Here is a 16,733-nt window from a genome sequence, read left to right as displayed (position 1 = left end):
CGACGCCCTGCGCGCCTCAGAACACGTGCCGCGAGCGACGCGGCTTATAGCCCGGCAACTTCTTCCCCGCCTTCGCGGCAGCCGCGCGCGCCTTCGCCACCTTCGCATTCTGCCCAAACAGCAACGGCGCCTGACGCAGACGCTCCAAGAAGAAAGTCTTCCGAGGCCCCGCCGTCCACGTTTCGTCGATAAGTTTCTTGGACTGCGCTACGGCGTCGGGGGAACGATCGATGAACACCCGAGCCAGCTCCTCCGCGGCGGCCAACGGATCCTCAGCCACCTCGCTGGCCAGGCCGTATTCCACGGCCTGAGCACCGGTGATGATTTCCGCGCCCATGGACAGCCGCTTAGCTACATCCGCGCCGACCACCTGCTTCAGCGCCTGCACGCCGGACATATCCGGCACCAGACCCCACTTCGCCTCCAGGACCGACCATGCCGCATCCGCCGACGTGAATCGATAATCCGACGCCAGCGCGATCTGCAGACCGCCCCCAAAACAATAACCCGGGACCGCCGCGATGACCGGCACGTCGAGCCGGCGCCAACACCACGGCCCCTCCTGGAAGGTATTCGTGCCGCGCCATGGACGGCTGGCGAAGTTCGCGACAATCTCCCGCGGGCTCTTGAATGCGGCCCCGAAGTCCAGACCGGAGCTGAAGTTGCCATTCGCGCCGGTGAGGATCACCGCGCGGATGGACTTATCCTTCTGAATCTGCCGGGACACCTGGATCATGCGCTTCAGCATCGGGATGGTCAGGGCGTTCAGTTTCTCCGGGCGGTCCAGCAGGACGTAGGCAATGCCCTCGTCAGAGATGCGGAGGGTGATGTTGTCTGTGGTCTCGGAGCTGAGGATGGTGGCGCTGGGCGCAGCGCCAGAAGCACCGATGGACGCAGCGCCAGAAGCGCCCGCGGACGCAGAGCTCGAGGTGCTCGCGCCCGGGGCGCCAGTGTTAGGGGAATCAGCAGTCATAACCCCCAAGTTTAGAAGATGCCAGGGTGCTTCTTGCCGAAATCGTTCACCGTGGCGTTCTTGGAGTTCACATTCTGATCGTTGCTCGTGGACGTGTCGCCCTTCAGGCGCGCGGTCTGAGTCACCGTGATCGAGTTCTTCACACGACCCAGCTTCGTGCCGCCATCACCGAAGTCCAAGTTCGCCACGCGCACCTTCTCACCAGGGTTCACGGGGTTCGCCAGGGTCACCTCAAAGGTGCGGGTGGAGGTCTTCTCATCAAAGCCCAAGTCCCGGATGTGAGCACCATTCGACGAGCGCGGAGTGATCAGACGATCCACACCCTTCGGGCCCTCCTCCGTCTTCACCTGCACCTTGAACTGGGTTGCAGGGAAGTCGCCGTAGTAGCGCTCGGAGCCCACATTCTCCACGTGCAGCGCCACCGTGCCGGCGAAACCAGGGGCCTTCGCGGAGGACACCGTCAAAAACGGCTTCAGATCCAGCGCGGGGTTGGAGGCCTCCTGCTTGTCGGACTCCTTCTTGGCGGGAGCTTCGGCGTCGGTCTTCTTCTGCTTATCCGCAGCAACCTCGGCATCACCCTGCTGCGCCGACGCCACCTCGCCCTCCACAGGCACCTCCGTGTCCTTGATGACCTCCGCATCCGCCTTCGGATCCTTCTCGGACTCCTGCACCACAGGCTTCGTGTTCTGCGCATCCTTGTTCGGCGCGTAAGAATCAGCCAGCTTGTCATACAGCTTCACCCGCACCTCGTTCTTCACCGGCTGCAGCGCCGACCAGAACGTCGGCGTGGACCACGTACCATTCGGCTTGCAGTACTGCTGCGTACCAGTCATGTTCAGCACGCGGAAACCATACGTGGCCTCGCCCGTGTGCTTCGGAGGGACGTTGTAGGGCCCGATCGACTGACCTGCCTCCCACGATAGGGAATACGACGCCGAGACCCCGATCTTCTTGGCAATCTCTTGAGAAATACCGGCAGATCCGCCCTCCTTCGACGCACCCAGATTCACCGATGTGGTCTCCGTGCGATCGCCATTGACCTCCACAGAAATGCTTTGGGTCTTGGACAGATCCTGCTGCAACGGAATGTCCTTGTCCGTCTGATTCGTGGTGGAGATCGTACCGGCAGGCATGAACTTATCCGTTGCCTTGTACACCACGGTGCGGTAGTCCTCCCACGCGTTGCAGACCGGCTTCGGGTTCAAAATGTTGGCCTTTTGGTGGTCGCTGCCGTGGGAGGTGTGGATGATCGGCAGCGCTGGGTTGATAGCGGGGGTTTCTGGGTAGGACTCTGTGACGGTTTCGGCGTTCGCGCTGGGCGCGAGCGGGCCGGAAAGAAGTGCGGAGCTACCAGCTAAAACAGCGGAGGTTCCAGCTAATGCGACAACCGAACGGCGGAAAACGGACATGGTTACTCCTGACGAAGGCTCATGGCGTGGGGTCACAGTGTGTGGCTCACAGTGTGGGCTCGCGCTATGAGGGTGTGGTCAATGGACAATACGGCGATTGGCCGTTCGATTGCGCGGGCCAATCTACTTCAGGAGGGTAAAGCCCGAATGCCGCTACCACAACACTTTTTATATGGAAAGAATATGCTGCCGGAATGGTGCGAGTGGCGCGCGTGGAACTCGCTCGTGGTGCTGCTAACTGCAGTGATGCTGCTTTCTCGCGTTGCTTCAGTGCCGGCGCGCGCGGCTCTTTTGTCACAATAAGTTCTTGCTGTGTTTACGTGTTTGTTAACTGGAAGGCTATCTGTGTTCAGCTTCCGCGAGCGGGGGAGCTATGTCTCCGACGAGGTTGACGTTGGGGTGGGGCTGGGGAATGGGGCGCTGTGGCGTCGGAGGTAAATAATTTCGGTCCCAACCACAGGACCACATAGACCAAACCCACCAGTACAGGAATCTCCACCAGCGGCCCAATCGTCCCCGCCAACGCCTGCGCGGAAGACGCACCAAACGTGCCGATCGACACCGCAATCGCCAGTTCGAAATTATTACCCGCAGCCGTAAACGCCACCGAGGTCGACTGCGCATAATTCAAGCCCACCGCCTTCGACGCCCACAGTGACACCCCGAACATCACCACAAAATAGATCAACAGCGGCGCAGCCACGCGCACCACCGTCCACGGCTGTGCAACCAACTGCTGGCCCTGCAAAGAAAACAACAACACAATCGTGTACAACAAACCAATGAGCGCGAGGGGAGAGATCTTGGGGATGACGACGTTCTCGTAGAACTCGCGGCCCTTCGTCCGCTCGCCGATAATGCGAGACGCCACGCCAGCCAGCAGCGGAATGCCCAAGAAAATGAGGACGGACGCGGCGATGGCCAGGAATGAAAACTTCGCTGACGTGGTCTCAAGACCCAGCCACGACGGCAGAACCTGCAGGTAGAACCAGCCCAACACGCCAAACATCAGCACCTGGAACACGGCATTGATAGCCACAAGCACAGCCGTCAGCTCCCGATCCGCGCAGGACAAATCCGTCCACACCAAGACCATGGCGATGCAGCGCGCCAGGCCCACGATGATCAGACCGGTGCGCAGCTCTGGATCCTGAGGCAGGAACAGCCAGGCGAGCGCGAACATGAACAGTGGTCCGAACAGCCAATTCAGTGCTAGAGACAGGGCCATCAGGCGCTTATCGGCGGCGATCTTCGCGGCTTTGTCGTAGCGGACTTTCGCTAGCGGCGGGTACATCATGACCAGCAGGCCGATCGCGATGGGAAGGCTGGTGCCGCCGATTGTAACGCTTTCTAGGGCGTGCGGGACGCTGGGGGCGTAGGTGCTGAGGAGGATGCCGGCAGTCATCGCCAGCAGGATCCACAGTGGTAGGAACTTGTCCAGGGTGCTGAGCTGGGGTGGGTGAGGCTGGGAGTCGAGTGGTTGGGAGGCGTGTGGTTGGGGAGGAGAGGACGTGGGCGCATTGTGCTGGTCTCCTTGGGACATGTGATGTTCTCCTCCATGTGATGTCTTGGCAGCGTGCTGTGCGGTTGTGGTGGCGTGCTGCAGTGTTGTGGCGACGTAATGCACGGTTTTGGCCGCGTACTGCACGACGGTGGGGTGTACGGCAGCGTGCTGCACATACTCACGGTAGGTGGGTCGCGGTCGAAAGGCAACGGCACAACCATAGGACTTTGTGACCTTTAGGAAATCGCGACCTGGGGTTTTGCAGCGCGAGCTCCCACAAAATCCTATGGTTGTGCCGCGGCCCGTACGAAGTATCCCGAGTTGTGTTCCGTGTGAGCAGGTTTTCCCATCTATTCACACGGAACGAAACATGAGGCGCTTCAGTGCTAGCATCAACAGCTGTCATCTCTCTAGATCGAAGCCAAGGCGGCTGCAGATGAAACGGTATTGTGGACATGGATATCCACTCACTGCTAAAAGGAGAGCATCATGCCACTGTGGCTAACTGCAGTTGTAGTTTTTGCTGGAGGCAGCATCGGCATCGCTAACGGGTTAAAAAAACGAATGAAAAATAATCCAGAACTACAAGGAAAAGGGCTTCGGGCTCTATTTTCGAAAAATAAACCCTAATATATTGGCCGTTTCGTCAATTTAGAAAAGTAGGCGAATTGGCTTTGTTAAATAACCTACATGCTGAATGTCCCGGTGATGAGGCCGCTCTGTGGTATGCAGCGATGGCAGCTCACACCCCACCATCACAAACGCTCACAGGTGCACGTCCAGTAATTAAGAGTCCTTCTCAAACCCCCGCGTTCCACGGCGGAAAACTTCGCGAACTTACTACTCAAACCTTGTCAGTGGGCGGATACGGTAAAGTGGCCGCAACTATCGATAATGACGCCGCAGAGACAACCAGCACTTATCCCGTCGGTTTAATAAAAACAACTTCACTTGAAGAAAGTGTGTAAGCGCTTCAAGCTCACCTTAATGAGGCAAGTCCTCAACAACTCGCCAGCCTGCAGGCTTCCAGGGAAGAGCGTGTCTCCAAAGCGTAGGAATGCCCTTACGTTGTTGCCTAAGTCGGTCCAAGACATTCTGCAGCTTGGGGAGAGAGGTGCTAGCATTGGCAGCAGTCAATCCTTGCTTCGCGGGCGCTGCAGGCATTGGCGGGCTAGCCGCATACGTAATTGCTGGGGCGTGTGCTGGTTTCTGCGCCGCTCCAGAAGTTATTTCGAAGGGGCCATGTGCAACATGCATCCGCGCCTATGCTGCGTTCGGGGCAGCGGAATGGGTTCCGACGCTGCTTGTATCCGACTATGGTGATGAATTATGAGGAATAACAACAATAAGAAAGAGGTAGCCATATTTCGTATTGCTGTTTTGGCTGTGATACTTATGCTGGCATTCGAAATCGCTATGAATGGGATAATTATTGGAATAGTGGCAGCGGTAGTTTCCGGTGTATTTCTACTATACTTTTTGGTTCATGATCGCCGCCATTTTCGGTAATCGCTTCACTGGGCGATCTAGGTAGCTTCATAAGCTCAGGAATCTACTCCAAAAGACCTGTCGGTTACTGTTGTGAACAGGGACGCGCTTTCTAGGCGTCGATAAGACTGTAATCCACATGTGCAGTGGCCGTGACGGTCCTCACTGCACCGGCTAGGACATTGCCAGCCCTGCCGGCAGTAAGGACGCTGGCACAACCATAGGACTTTGTCGCAGCTCTTGAGCATTTCCCCAGGACAAAATCTCGAAAGAGCGAAATAATCCTATGGTTGTGCCGGGACGCCTCGCAATCCGCCTGCGACACGCTGACAGCCGACACACATTTTGTCGCATAACCCGATTATTTTGATCAAACTTTGACTGCCGGGGGATTGTCTAAAATTGTCCTGCATGGAATATGTCACAACAGCACCCCACCTGCACAGATACAACTAAACCCCAGCTCATTGCTGAACTGGGGCAAGTTTCTGGCGGAGGATAGGGGATTTGAACCCCTGAGGGATGTGACTCCCGCACGCGTTCCAGGCGTGTGACATAGGCCGCTAGTCGAATCCTCCAGGCCAAACGTTCAAACCTTGCTCGCAGGGAGCCGTGCTTGAGCGTTCTTGAAAAAGGGTACACAAGAACTCCTCCAAAAACCAAATCGACTCCCATGGTGGCCTTATAGGCGTGGTGGGAAGGTCTGCTCACCTGGTGCTCACCTGTAGCCCACCTGGTGCCCGCCAGTCGATCCGTTTGCCCGCCTGCCGACCTGTAAGATAAGCTGAACTCCGGATTCCGCGCGGCGTGTATCTTGTGAACTCCCCCAGGGCAGGAATGCAGCAAGGGTCAACGAGCTCTGACGGGTGCGCGGGGTCCCTTTAGTTTTTAGGTAGTGCGCGGGGATTGTCATGGGGGCTTATTCCGCACGGTGCGCGCGGGGGTTTCACGGCACTCCGCAGGCTTCCTACGAGTCACTTCACCGCCAGCAAGGGGGTAAGCCCAGCCCTGCTTTAGGTAAGGGTTTCATAACTAAGGGGCGCTTTACTATACTCCCACAATTATGGATCAGCCCCCATCCACCACGGCGGTCTCGCAGGCTTCGCACGACCCAGCAGGAGACCCCGCGCGCGTATCCGTGCCACGAGCCCTCGTCGTCGTACTCGGCGCCGTCTTGCTGCTGGCTACCTGCGTGGCATCCATGGTCTGGGGTTCCTCCCACATTCCTCTCGCCGACGTGTGGCATTACCTCCGCTACCCGGATAACTCCGTGGACAGCTACAACATCAACGGCCTCCGCGGTTCGCGCACCATCATCGGCATCGCGGTGGGTGTGTCCCTGGCCGTCGCCGGCGCGATCATGCAGGCTATCACCCGAAACCCTCTGGCGGATCCGGGCCTGCTTGGCGTGAACTCGGGCGCGTCCCTGGCGATCGTCCTGGGCTCCGCGTACCTGGGCTTGACCGCCGCTCAGCAGCAGTTTTTTGTGGCTCTGGTGGGCGCGTTGCTGGCCACGGTCTTCGTCTACGCCGTCGGATCCGCTGGCGGCACCGGCGCCTCTCCCGTCCGCCTGATCCTGGCGGGCGTGGCGTTTTCCGCCGCGGCCGGCGGCATCATCGGCGCGATCCAGCTGGCGAAACCGGACGTGTTCGACTCCTTCCGCTTTTGGGAAGTCGGCTCCCTGACCCGCATGGATGTCCCACTGGTTATCCTGTGGGGCCCGATCGTGGTGGGGCTTGCCCTGTCCGTGCTGCTCATCCGTGGCCTGTCCAATATCGCCTTGGGGGACGACGCGGCGGCTGCCCTCGGCACGAACGTCACCCTCACCCGCGCCGTGGCGTTGGTGGCCATCACCGTGTTGTGTGCGTCCGCCACGGCCGCCGCCGGCCCCTTGAGCTATGTGGGGCTGGTGGTGCCGATCGTGGCCCAGTGGCTGATGGGCCCGCACCGTGGGTGGATCATCGCCCTGTGCGTGGTACTGGGGCCATGCCTGGTCTTGGCCGCGGACATCATTGGCCGCCTGCTGGCCCGGCCGACCGAGATGTCCGTGGGACTACTCACCGCCTTCGTGGGTGCTCCGATGCTGCTGCTGATGGTGCACCGCATGCGGGGTGATGGACGATGAGCATCGGAAGTTCGCGTGCGACGGGTGCGATGCAGGACGGTTCGGCGTCGGAGGATATGACGCCCACGGGGCATATCTTGCTGAGCTCGCGCAGCCGGTGGTCGGTGCTGCTGAGCGCGCGCACCCTGGCGGTGACGCTGGCGCTGGCGGCCGTGTGCGCGGTGCTGATGTTTTTCGCGATTGGTGTGGGCGGGTCGTCCTTAAGCTATGCCGACGTGTGGAACGTGCTCACCGGGCACGGCACGCGTAGCCAGCGCCTGGTGATTCTGGAATGGCGGATGCCCAGGATTCTGCTGGCCGTGATCGTGGGGGCGGCGCTGGGCGTGGCCGGCGCGATTTTCCAGACCATCACGCGCAATCCACTGGGTAGTCCGGACATCATCGGCTTCACCATGGGCGCCCAGGCCGGCGTGCTGGTGGCGGTGGTGCTGTTCGGCCGTTCGCTGCTGGGCGTGTCCTTCGCGGCGCTGCTGGGCGGCGTGCTGTGCGGCGCGGTGATTTTCGTGGTGTCCTTCAAGGGCGGCTTCGGCGGGCTGCGGCTGATCCTGGCAGGTATCGCCATTTCCGCGATGATTGGGTCCTTCAACCGTTGGCTGATCGTCAAGGCGGATTCGGACACGGCGTATGCCGCGCTGCGGGCCGTGACGGGAACGCTGGCAGGGGCGGAATGGTCCGTCGCAACCTTCTCGCTGAGCGCCACGCTGGTGGTGCTGGTGCTGATTCTGCTGTGCTCGCGGGACCTGCGCACGCTGGAGCTGGGGCAGGATCTGGCGGCGGGGCTGGGAACGAACACGCAGCGCGCGCAGGGCGTGCTGGTTATTTTGGGCACTGCGCTGGTGGCGATTGCCACTACCGTCGCGGGGCCGATCGGCTTTATTGCCCTGGTGGCGCCGCATCTTGCACGGCTAATGGCGAGGGCTTCTATTGCGCCGCTGGTGGCGTCCGGGCTTGCGGGGGCGGTGCTGCTGCTGGCAGCGGATATGGCCAGCCAGGCTCTGTTGGAAAGCATGCCCGTGGGTGTGGTCACGGCCGCGGTGGGCGGCGTGTACTTCATGGGGCTATTGATCGTGGAATCGAGGAAGAGCGTATGACAAGCAACCAGCCGCGCATCGCGGTGAAGAACCTCACCACCACCTATGACGAGCGCGTGATCTCGAAAGACCTGTCCCTGGAGATCCCCGAGGGCGGCTTCAGCGTGATCATCGGTCCGAACGCGTGCGGCAAGTCCACCTTGCTGCGCTCCATTGCGCGGATCCATAAGCACGCGGAAGGCAGCGTGGTGCTGGATGGGCGGGACATTCACAGCATGAAGTCCAAGGAGTTGGCGCAGCAGCTGGGCTTGCTGCCGCAGTCTGCCGTGGCGCCGGAGAAGATGCGGGTGCGTGACCTGGTGGCTCGGGGCCGTTCGCCGCATCAGGGGTTGTTCCGGCAGTGGAGCCGGGAGGATCACCGCGCGGTCCAGGAGGCGATGGAGCTGACTCGCATCACGGCCCTGGCGGATCGCAGTGTGGATGAGCTGTCCGGCGGGCAGCGTCAGCGCGTGTGGTTGGCGTTGGTGCTGGCGCAGGATACGCCTACGGTCTTGTTGGATGAGCCCACCACCTACCTGGATTTGTCCCACCAAGTGGACATTTTGGAATTGTGCCGCCGGATGTATGAGCAGCAACAGCGCACGGTGGTGGCCGTGCTGCATGACCTGAATCTGGCGACGCGCTATGCCACCCACCTTGTGGTGATGAAGGACGGGGCTGTGGTGGCGCAGGGTCATCCCCACGAGGTGATGACCGCGCAGTTGATGGAGGACGTGTTCAATCTTCCATCCCTGGTGATCGAGGATCCGATCACCAGTACTCCTTTGGTGATTCCGCGTCGGCCTGATAATTAGCGCCGGCGCCGTCATTCAGACTTCATTGTTTCGACGTACCTTACTAGAAAGGACTTTCATGTCTCATCTCATGAATCGCCCATCCCAGCGCCGCGCCGGGATGCGCGGTCTGAAGGCAGTTGTTGCCGCAACTCTGGCCGGATCCTTGGGCCTGGGCGTGGCTGCCTGCTCGTCCGATAGCAGCTCGGACAATTCTTCTTCCTCCGACGCCAAGTCTGCGTCCGACAGCTCCTCGAACGCCGAGACTGCTCAGTGGCCACGGACCATCTCCACTGATGATGGCGAGCTGAAGCTGGACGCACAGCCCAAGCGCATTGTCTCCACCTCCACGACCTTGACCGGCGCGCTGTTGGCCGTGGGTGCTCCTGTGGTTGCCACGGGCGTGGCCGCACCGAACACCCCAAGCCTCTCTGACGATCAGGGATTCTTCAACCAGTGGGCCGATGAGGCGAAGAAGGCTGGGGTGGAGAAGCTGTGGCAGAACGGTTCCCCGGATGTGGAAAAGGCCACTGAGTACGACGCAGACCTGATCGTCGTATCAAAGAACTCCGGCGACTCCGTGTTCGATCAGGTCGACAAGCTCCGCAAGATCGCCCCAGTGCTGGTGGTGGACTACTCCGATGCGTCCTGGCAGGACGTGACCACCAAGATCGGTGAGGCGACGGGCTACGAGGCCAAGGCCAAGGAGATCATCGCTGACTTCGATTCCCGCCTGGAGGAGGTCAAGAAGAACATCTCCGTGCCGGAGGGCACTACCTCCCCATTCATCGTGTTCCCTGATGGCTCGGGTGCTGCGGCTCTGACCAAGGAGTCCCCACAGTCCCAGATCCTGTCCCGCCTGGGCTTCACCCTGGCCGACATTCCGGACGAGGTGAAGGGCGATACCTCCATGGGTAAGGACCGCGGTGACATCGTGAAGCTGTCTATGGAGAACATCCAGAAGGGCCTGCCGGGCGACACCTGGATTTCTGTGGCGTCCAACGAGAAGACGAAGAAGACCATCGAAAGTGAGCCTGCGTTCAACACCTCCCCAGCTGTGAAGAACGGAAAGCTGTACCACACCCCAGGTGAGACCTTCCGTCTGGACTACTACTCCGCGATGCTGTTGCTGGATTCCATCGAGCAGCAGTTCAAGAAGTAAAACAAAACCCCACGATACGCGGTGGGTGGCGGGTGTTCGAACATGCTGCCATAGGCAATGTGGGACGGGTCGACTATCGTTGTAGAGGATCACACAACAGCCCCCTTAACACCCGGGGGATGAGCGCCGGTTCGTGCCCACGCTCACACAGGCTCTACCACAGGAGGCTTCCATGTCCGATTCCCGCACCAACCCAGCAGGACTCAGTATCAATGACGTTGATACCGCCGCGCTTCTTGCTGCGAAGGCTGAGGTCACCAAGGCGTATCAGGAGTTTAAAGACCGCGGTCTGCAGTTGGATCTGACCCGTGGTAAGCCGTCGGCGGAGCAGTTGGATTTCTCCACGGAGCTGCTGAGCCTTCCGGGGGAGGACTTCCGTTCTCCCTCCGGCGTGGATACCCGTAACTACGGCGGTGGCGAGGGCATTGCAGAGATCCGTCAGCTGTGGTCCGAGGTTCTGGGTGTGGATCCTGAGCTGACGATCGCCGCGGATGCGTCCTCGTTGAATATTCAATTCGACCTCATCAACTGGAGCTACACCTTCGGTAACAATGATTCGCAGCGGCCGTGGTCCGCGGAGCAGGGTCCGCTCAAGTGGATTTGCCCCGTTCCCGGTTACGACCGCCACCACTCCATCACGGAGCTGTTCGGCTTTGAGATGGTGACGGTGCCGATGACGGATCAGGGACCGGACATGGACGCGGTGCGTGAGCTGGTGAAGGATCCTGCGGTGAAGGGAATGTGGGCGGTGCCGATGTTCTCTAACCCCACGGGTGTGACCTTCAGTCGGGAGATCGCGCAGGAGCTGGCCAGCATGGAGACCGCCGCCCCGGATTTCCGCGTGATGTGGGACAACGCCTACGCGGTCCACACACTCACTTCAGAGTTCCCGGAGATCATCAATGTGCTGGACCTCGCGGCTGAGGCGGGTAACCCCAACCGTTTCTGGGCGTTGAGCTCCACCTCGAAGATCACGTTCGCCGGCGCGGGCGTGGCGTTCTTCACCTCCTCCAAGGAGAACCTGGACTGGTACAACCGCATCGCTAACGTGCGTGGCATTGGCCCGAACAAGGTCAACCAGCTGGCGCACTACCAGTTCTTCAAGGATGTGGAGGGCGTGCGTGCGCAGATGCGGAAGCACGCCGGCAGCCTGGCTCCTAAGTTCGACCGCGTGATCGAGATTCTGGAGCGCCGCTTGGGCGACTTTGGTGTGGCCCGCTGGACTACCCCGGAGGGTGGCTACTTCATCAGCGTGGACGTGGTGGATGGCACGGCGGCTCGTGTGGTCGAGCTGGCGAAGCAGGCAGGCGTTGCCCTCACGGCGGCGGGATCCACCTACCCGCTGAAGCAGGATCCGAATGATCGCAATCTGCGCCTGGCTCCGTCGATGCCTGATATTGAGCAGGTGGAGCTGGCGATGGATGGCTTTGCAACGTGCGTTCTTCTGGCAGCCATTGAGGCTGCGGAAGCAGCTGCAGAAAACGCTGAGTAAGAGGGGGTAGGGCCATCAATATCAAGGAAACTCTCTATTGGGTGGAGGACCTGCTGCCTGGCGATATGACGGTGGTGAGCCGCCAGGTGGGGGAGTCCTTCCCCATCTTCAACATCGCCTCGGCACACATCGGGGAGGAGGGCTCGGAGGAGTCTGTGGCGATGACGCTGGACATGAGCCGCATCGACCCCGGCCTGGAATCCGAGGACGGTGCGGACGTGCGCGTGGAATTGCTGATCGTGCACCAGGGCCACTCGGGCGTGGGGCCTGACCTTCTGGCGACGGCGGCCACCATGATTTCCGAGGACCCGATGGAACGCTCCCCGCAGCCGGGTCTCACGCTTCCTGGGCTGGCGGGTCATGTGGATGGCTCCATCACCGCCACCCATGGTGTTCTGGTGGTTCCGTTCGTGTGGTCGCAGGGCGTGCCGCACATCCTGGAGGTGGCGCAGAACGCCGACGGGGAGACCCAGGAGGAGTTCACGCATCCCGGACGCATGACCGTCCCCGCTCAGCTGGTGATGCTGACGGACGAGGAGTTCGCCGTCGTAGAATCTGAAGGCTTGGGCGCGGCGCAGCGCTACATCGTGGAAAACAACATCAACGTCAACGATCTGTGGCGACAGTAGGGGAGGGGAGTCACCGTGGCGCTGTATAGGAAGTATCGTCCGTCCAGTTTTTCTGAGGTGGTCGGCCAGGAGCATGTCACCGAGCCGTTGTCCATCGCGCTCGACAACGGGCGGATCAATCACGCCTACCTGTTCAGCGGCCCCCGCGGGTGCGGCAAGACCTCCTCGGCTCGCATTTTGGCGCGCTCCCTGAACTGTGTGCAGGGTCCCACGTCCACTCCGTGTGGTGTGTGCGATTCCTGCGTGGCCCTCGCGCCGGGTGGGGCGGGGCACATCGACGTGGTGGAGATGGACGCCGCCACCCACAACGGTGTGGATGACATGCGTGAGCTGCGGGAATCGGCATACTTCGCGCCGGCGGAGTCCCGCTACCGTGTGATCATTCTGGACGAGGCGCACATGATCACGCACCAGGCGTTTAACGCGCTGCTGAAGATCGTGGAGGAGCCGCCGGAGCACCTGATCTTCATCTTCGCCACCACGGAGCCGGAGAAGCTGCTGACCACGATCCGCTCCCGTACCCACAATTACCCGTTCCGTCTGCTCACACCGCCGGACATGCGCAGCCTGCTGTCCCGCGTGATGGAGGATGAGGGCGTGCCAGTGGAGGATGCGGTGTATCCGCTGGTGGTCCGCGCCGGTGGCGGGTCGCCGCGTGATTCTCTGTCCATCATGGACCAGCTCTTGGCAGGTTCCGGCCCGGAGGGTGTGACGTATCAGCGGGCGTTGGGTCTGCTGGGTGTGACGGATGCGTCCTTGATTGACCGGGCCGTGGAGGCGGTGGCGCAGCAGGATCAATCTGGCCTGTTCACCGTGGTCGATGATGTCATCGAGGCAGGCTACGATCCGCGCCGATTCACTGAGGATTTGCTGGATCGTTTCCGCGATCTGATGATCATCCAATCTGTGCCCGACGCCTATGCGCGCGGCCTCGTGAACGTCCCGAAGGAAACTCAGGACGGTTTGACTGCGCAGGCTGATGCGCTGGGGCAGGCGACGTTGACGCGCTGCGCGTCCTTGGTGAATGAGTCTTTGGCGCAGATGAAGGGTGCGACGGCTCCTCGGTTGTTGCTGGAGATTCTGTGTGCGCGGATTGCGTTGCCGGGTGCGGGCATGACGGTGGAGGCGTTGGCGCAGCGTGTGGAGGCGCTGGAGTCTGGTGCTGGGGTGGCGCCGGGTGGCGGCGCTGGCGCTCGCGCTGCTGGAGCTGGTGCTAGTGCTGGTGGCCGGGAAGGCTCGCGGCGTTTTGAACGGCCGTCGCGCCGCCGGGCGCAGAGCGAAGCATCGGGCAGCGTAACGGGCACTGGTCCTCAGGAGATGCCTCAGGTCACGGCGCAGGAAGCACCGCAGGCCACGCAGCAGGACTCATCGCAGGATGCGAACGAGGATCCCAAGGTCTCCGAGGCGCGCCGGGCGCGGGAGATCATGGACCGCAATCGCCGCTCGCGCCGTCCAGAGCCACAAGGCTCATCGGTACCGGAGCCGCAGGACTCACCGGTACAGGAGCCGCAGCCACAAGAGCCAAAGGTGCCACAGCAGAGCCCAGCGCAGCCAACTTCGGAGCAGCCGACTGCTAAGCCGGAGTCCTCTCAGGACTATGCAGCGCTGTGGCAGAGCACGCTCGCGGCGTTGAAGGAAGACAGCCTGGATGTGTGGATCGCTGCGCGCTCCGCCACAGCACGTGCTGAGCAGAGCATTGCCGGTGAACTTCACGTGGACCACAGCACCCTAGCCCTGGCGCGCTACATCTCCAGTGACGCAGCGCAGCAGGCCTTCCAGCGAGCCCTTCAATCGCAGAACAACTCCGATCTTCGCGTTGTCGCGTTCGTGGGCGGCACGCGCGTGGAGCCTGCGAACGGTGGTGAGTCCTCGGGAAAAGCTGAGCCTGCTCCAGAGCAGGCTCAGCAACAGGCGCCAGCAGCACAGCAGGCCTCCGCACAGACTCAAGGCGAGACACCGGCGCCAGAGCAAACCTCGGAGCAAGCGCCTGATCCTGCCCCATCATCGCGGCCGCTCAGCGCCCTCGAGCGGGCGCGCGCGATGGCGGAATCCCACGCCAAAAGGCCCAGCGAGCAGGCACGCGACCGGCTGAAGAACCGGCAACAGAACAGCGCCTCCTCAGCATCCGGCGAGGATGCCCAGGGGGATCAGCAACCCCAATCCGGTTGGCGCGCCCGCATGAAAAAGGCACAGGAGAAGGTGGAGTACAACCGCGCCAACGGCTTCGGCGACGTTCCCCTTCCCGACGAGCCCCCCGCTGACCCCGACTATGACGACGCCGCCTTTAACGCGGCGCCGCCAGAGTACGGCGCTTCGGCGTCGGGGGAAAATAACATCAGTAAGGCCGAGCAGGCGCGGGAACAGGAAGAACAACATTACGTCGAAGAGCTGGACAAAGGCACAGGTCAGGCAGACCATCGGCGGCCGCTGGAGGTTGCCAGCGAGATGGTGGAAACCTACCTCGGCGGCACCCGCGTGACCTAAGACAGGCGCGCGGAACCGCGGAACACCACAGTGTCTGACTGGACAGGTACAGTGGTCGGAAGAAATACACTCTTGTGGAAAGGACACACAATGACCCAGCCAGACATGCAGGCGATCATGCAGCAGGCACAGCAGATGCAGGCGCAGCTGCAGGCAGCACAGGAAGAGATCCTGCGCTCCACCGTCACCGGCGAATCCGGCAACGGCCTCGTCAAAATCGAAATGGCAGGCTCCGGCTCTATCAACTCCCTGAGCATCGACCCACAGGTCGTGGACCCCAACGACGTAGAAACCCTGCAGGACCTGGTCATCGGCGCATTCGTGGACGCCAACAAGAACCTCCAGAGCCTCGCCGAAGAGAAGATGGGCCCACTGTCCCAGGGCATGAACTCCCTGGGCCTCTAACCCACTCTCACTGACCACCGGCACAATCCTTGCGTGCCGGTGAAGATTCACTATGTTCGAAGGCCCCCTTCAAGACGTCATTGATGAGTTTTCCCGCCTCCCCGGCATCGGCCCGAAAAGCGCCCAGCGCATCGCGCTGCACCTGCTGGAGGTAGAGCCGGAAGACCTTGAGCGCTTCCAATCAGCATTGGGACGCCTTCAAGGTGGAGTGGCGTTTTGCCGTATCTGCCACAACATTTCCCAAGAGGATGTCTGCCGCATCTGCGCGGACTCCAGCCGCGATAAAAGCCAGGTCTGCGTGGTCGAAGAATCCAAAGACATTCAAGTCATCGAGCGCACTGCCGAATACCGCGGCCGCTACCACGTCCTCGGCGGCGCGCTTGACCCCCTCAACGGCATCGGTCCGAAAGAACTCAACGTCACCGCGCTTGTTCAGCGCATCGGCGGCGCCCTGCCAGACGTGGCGCTCACCGAACCCGACGAGCACGGCAACACCGTCTACGACGACGCCCCGGACGTCACCGAAGTCATCATCGCCACCGACCCCAACACCGAAGGCGAAGCTACCGCAAGCTACCTGGGTCGCCTGCTTAAGGACTTCCCCGGCCTGACCGTCTCTCGGCTGGCCAGCGGCATCCCCATGGGAGGCGACCTGGAGTTCGTCGATGACCTCACGCTGTCCCGCGCGTTTGCCGGCCGGACCATTGTGGGAAGCTAAGAAACCACAGAGACAAACACGCCCATGAATAAACGCACTCTCACCTCCCGCAACACATCAACACTCGACCGTTCGGACATTGCCCGCGTGGCCGTGTGGTCCAGCGTCTTCCTCGGCGCAGGGGTGCTGCATTTCGTGAAGCCGAAACCGTTTGACTCCCTCGTGCCTGCGCAGCTGCCCGGCACCCGACGAGACTGGACACTAGCCAGTGGGGTGATGGAGATTGGGCTGGGGGCGTCGATCCTTACCACGGCCACGGTTCCTTCCCTGCGGAGCACGTTGCACACGGTCGTCGGCCCCGCCACGGCGATTTTCCTGGCGGGCGTGTGGCCGGGCAATATCAAGATGATGGTGGACTACCTCACCACCAGCAACCCGAAGATCGGCACCACTGCCAAGGCCATTGCGGTGGCGCGCGTGCCGATGCAGATCCCCATGATGCGCAGCGTGCTGCGGCTCGGATCCACCGCGAACTAGCCG

At 61.3% G+C, this 16,733-nt stretch carries 15 protein-coding genes, 1 tRNA gene and 1 other RNA gene; 13 read left to right on the top strand and 4 right to left on the bottom strand.

Translation table 11 applies throughout. The annotated features are described in order from the left end of the window. Nucleotides 1-16: 16 nt before the first annotated feature. Complete coding sequence (locus GC425_RS09045) at nt 17-973, bottom strand: crotonase/enoyl-CoA hydratase family protein (RefSeq protein ID WP_151844795.1); 957 nt, start codon at nt 971-973, stop codon at nt 17-19. Between the two features lie 11 nt (nt 974-984). Continuing rightward, nucleotides 985-2,382, bottom strand: coding sequence for a hypothetical protein (locus tag GC425_RS09040; protein ID WP_151844794.1), 1,398 nt, complete (start codon nt 2,380-2,382; stop codon nt 985-987). 81 nt (nt 2,383-2,463) lie between these two features. Between GC425_RS09040 and GC425_RS09035 the strand changes: the two genes are divergently transcribed. After that, nucleotides 2,464-2,685, top strand: coding sequence for a hypothetical protein (locus GC425_RS09035; protein WP_257823256.1), 222 nt, complete (start codon nt 2,464-2,466; stop codon nt 2,683-2,685). A gap of 46 nt (nt 2,686-2,731) precedes the next feature. On the opposite strand, the gene arsB is transcribed toward GC425_RS09035, so the two are convergent. Further along, nucleotides 2,732-3,925: an ACR3 family arsenite efflux transporter gene (gene arsB / locus GC425_RS09030; protein WP_257823255.1), complete on the bottom strand. Its 1,194-nt coding sequence runs from the start codon at nt 3,923-3,925 to the stop codon at nt 2,732-2,734. Between the two features lie 450 nt (nt 3,926-4,375). Between arsB and GC425_RS09025 the strand changes: the two genes are divergently transcribed. Next, complete coding sequence (locus tag GC425_RS09025) at nt 4,376-4,516, top strand: hypothetical protein (RefSeq protein ID WP_187767910.1); 141 nt, start codon at nt 4,376-4,378, stop codon at nt 4,514-4,516. A 1,347-nt stretch (nt 4,517-5,863) separates the two neighbouring features. On the opposite strand, the gene GC425_RS09020 is transcribed toward GC425_RS09025, so the two are convergent. Continuing rightward, nucleotides 5,864-5,952 (bottom strand) — tRNA-Ser (locus GC425_RS09020). 212 nt (nt 5,953-6,164) lie between these two features. On the opposite strand from GC425_RS09020, the gene ffs reads away from it, so the two are divergent. From ffs to GC425_RS08965, 11 genes are all read left to right on the top strand, one after another. Then, nucleotides 6,165-6,259: signal recognition particle sRNA small type (gene ffs / locus GC425_RS09015), an RNA gene on the top strand. A 178-nt stretch (nt 6,260-6,437) separates the two neighbouring features. Next, nucleotides 6,438-7,499: an iron chelate uptake ABC transporter family permease subunit gene (locus GC425_RS09010; RefSeq protein WP_151844791.1), complete on the top strand. Its 1,062-nt coding sequence runs from the start codon at nt 6,438-6,440 to the stop codon at nt 7,497-7,499. Beyond that, on the top strand, nt 7,496-8,590 hold the full coding sequence (locus GC425_RS09005) for an iron chelate uptake ABC transporter family permease subunit (protein ID WP_202879027.1): 1,095 nt from the start codon (nt 7,496-7,498) through the stop codon (nt 8,588-8,590). Before GC425_RS09010 ends, GC425_RS09005 begins: the two co-directional genes overlap by 4 nt. Beyond that, nucleotides 8,587-9,384: an ABC transporter ATP-binding protein gene (locus GC425_RS09000; protein WP_151844790.1), complete on the top strand. Its 798-nt coding sequence runs from the start codon at nt 8,587-8,589 to the stop codon at nt 9,382-9,384. The genes GC425_RS09005 and GC425_RS09000 overlap by 4 nt, the downstream gene beginning before the upstream one ends. 58 nt (nt 9,385-9,442) lie before the next feature. Then, complete coding sequence (gene fepB, locus GC425_RS08995) at nt 9,443-10,525, top strand: Fe2+-enterobactin ABC transporter substrate-binding protein (RefSeq protein ID WP_151842860.1); 1,083 nt, start codon at nt 9,443-9,445, stop codon at nt 10,523-10,525. Between the two features lie 172 nt (nt 10,526-10,697). Then, the gene (locus GC425_RS08990) at nt 10,698-12,017 is read left to right on the top strand and encodes an aminotransferase class I/II-fold pyridoxal phosphate-dependent enzyme (RefSeq protein WP_151844789.1); all 1,320 of its coding nucleotides are present in this window, start codon (nt 10,698-10,700) and stop codon (nt 12,015-12,017) included. A 41-nt stretch (nt 12,018-12,058) separates the two neighbouring features. Then, a complete protein-coding gene (locus tag GC425_RS08985) occupies nt 12,059-12,646 on the top strand; it encodes a hypothetical protein (protein ID WP_231699797.1) in 588 nt (195 codons plus the stop codon). Nucleotides 12,647-12,661: 15 nt separating this feature from the next. Further along, nucleotides 12,662-15,130 (top strand): DNA polymerase III subunit gamma and tau, encoded by a 2,469-nt coding sequence (locus GC425_RS08980; RefSeq protein WP_151844788.1) that lies wholly within the window; start codon nt 12,662-12,664, stop codon nt 15,128-15,130. A gap of 90 nt (nt 15,131-15,220) precedes the next feature. Then, nucleotides 15,221-15,535, top strand: a complete 315-nt coding sequence (locus GC425_RS08975) for a YbaB/EbfC family nucleoid-associated protein (RefSeq protein WP_151842864.1) — start codon at nt 15,221-15,223, stop codon at nt 15,533-15,535. Between the two features lie 52 nt (nt 15,536-15,587). Further along, nucleotides 15,588-16,253: a recombination mediator RecR gene (gene recR / locus GC425_RS08970; RefSeq protein WP_151844787.1), complete on the top strand. Its 666-nt coding sequence runs from the start codon at nt 15,588-15,590 to the stop codon at nt 16,251-16,253. A gap of 24 nt (nt 16,254-16,277) precedes the next feature. Further along, the gene (locus GC425_RS08965) at nt 16,278-16,730 is read left to right on the top strand and encodes a hypothetical protein (protein WP_151844786.1); all 453 of its coding nucleotides are present in this window, start codon (nt 16,278-16,280) and stop codon (nt 16,728-16,730) included. Nucleotides 16,731-16,733 lie beyond the last annotated feature (3 nt).

Source organism: Corynebacterium sp. zg254, from assembly GCF_024701495.1.
Lineage (GTDB): Bacteria > Actinomycetota > Actinomycetes > Mycobacteriales > Mycobacteriaceae > Corynebacterium > Corynebacterium zhongnanshanii.
Note: the sequence above shows the minus strand (reverse complement) of the source record. Positions and strands in the feature narration are given on the sequence as shown.

What these genes read in the sequence shown, in the direction of transcription:
- GC425_RS09045 (WP_151844795.1), bottom strand. Translation starts at nt 973, where the DNA reads ATGACTGCTGATTCCCCTAACACTGGCGCCCCGGGCGCGAGCACCTCG.
- GC425_RS09040 (WP_151844794.1), bottom strand. Translation starts at nt 2,382, where the DNA reads ATGTCCGTTTTCCGCCGTTCGGTTGTCGCATTAGCTGGAACCTCCGCT.
- GC425_RS09035 (WP_257823256.1), top strand. Translation starts at nt 2,464, where the DNA reads ATGGACAATACGGCGATTGGCCGTTCGATTGCGCGGGCCAATCTACTT.
- arsB (WP_257823255.1), bottom strand. Translation starts at nt 3,925, where the DNA reads ATGTCCCAAGGAGACCAGCACAATGCGCCCACGTCCTCTCCTCCCCAA.
- GC425_RS09025 (WP_187767910.1), top strand. Translation starts at nt 4,376, where the DNA reads ATGCCACTGTGGCTAACTGCAGTTGTAGTTTTTGCTGGAGGCAGCATC.
- GC425_RS09010 (WP_151844791.1), top strand. Translation starts at nt 6,438, where the DNA reads ATGGATCAGCCCCCATCCACCACGGCGGTCTCGCAGGCTTCGCACGAC.
- GC425_RS09005 (WP_202879027.1), top strand. Translation starts at nt 7,496, where the DNA reads ATGAGCATCGGAAGTTCGCGTGCGACGGGTGCGATGCAGGACGGTTCG.
- GC425_RS09000 (WP_151844790.1), top strand. Translation starts at nt 8,587, where the DNA reads ATGACAAGCAACCAGCCGCGCATCGCGGTGAAGAACCTCACCACCACC.
- fepB (WP_151842860.1), top strand. Translation starts at nt 9,443, where the DNA reads ATGTCTCATCTCATGAATCGCCCATCCCAGCGCCGCGCCGGGATGCGC.
- GC425_RS08990 (WP_151844789.1), top strand. Translation starts at nt 10,698, where the DNA reads ATGTCCGATTCCCGCACCAACCCAGCAGGACTCAGTATCAATGACGTT.
- GC425_RS08975 (WP_151842864.1), top strand. Translation starts at nt 15,221, where the DNA reads ATGACCCAGCCAGACATGCAGGCGATCATGCAGCAGGCACAGCAGATG.
- recR (WP_151844787.1), top strand. Translation starts at nt 15,588, where the DNA reads ATGTTCGAAGGCCCCCTTCAAGACGTCATTGATGAGTTTTCCCGCCTC.
- GC425_RS08965 (WP_151844786.1), top strand. Translation starts at nt 16,278, where the DNA reads ATGAATAAACGCACTCTCACCTCCCGCAACACATCAACACTCGACCGT.